Raw genomic sequence first — 450 nt, 5'->3', positions numbered from 1 at the left:
CGCGGACTTCTCATGGGCCAAGACCACAACCTGGCTGCTGTCAGCCACCGTGCTGCGCAACGTGGGCTTGATCGTTATCCTGATCATGCTGGCGAGATTGACAAATTCGGAGACCGTTGGGCAGTACGCCATCGCGCTCGCCATCACGACACCTATCTTCGTGATGGGCCAGCTAGGGCTGAAGAACGTCTACCTCACGATGCATCGGGACTTTCGTTTCCGTTCATACCTGACGATCCAATTCGCTATGGTCCTGCTGGCGCTCCTGGTGAGTATCGGCGTCGCCGCTGTCTTCAACCGTGGGATCATCATGACGGTTGCGCTGGTCTCGGTTATCAAGGTGGCCGACACGCTCTCGGAGTTCTTCTCAGCGCCCCTCCAGAAGTACCACGCGGCTCCGCGCATCTTCTGGGCCTATCTGGCGAGTGCTGTCTTGGGAAGTGCCGTTAC

The 450-nt window shown here is 58.4% G+C and carries 1 protein-coding gene; it reads left to right on the top strand.

Features of this window, described 5'->3' with window-relative positions:
* Positions 1 to 450: hypothetical protein (locus JF66_RS24040; protein ID WP_035880971.1), on the top strand; the 450-nt coding region annotated here is incomplete at both ends.

The sequence above is a fragment of the Cryobacterium sp. MLB-32 genome (assembly GCF_000738085.1).
GTDB lineage: Bacteria > Actinomycetota > Actinomycetes > Actinomycetales > Microbacteriaceae > Cryobacterium.
Note: the sequence above shows the minus strand (reverse complement) of the source record. Positions and strands in the feature narration are given on the sequence as shown.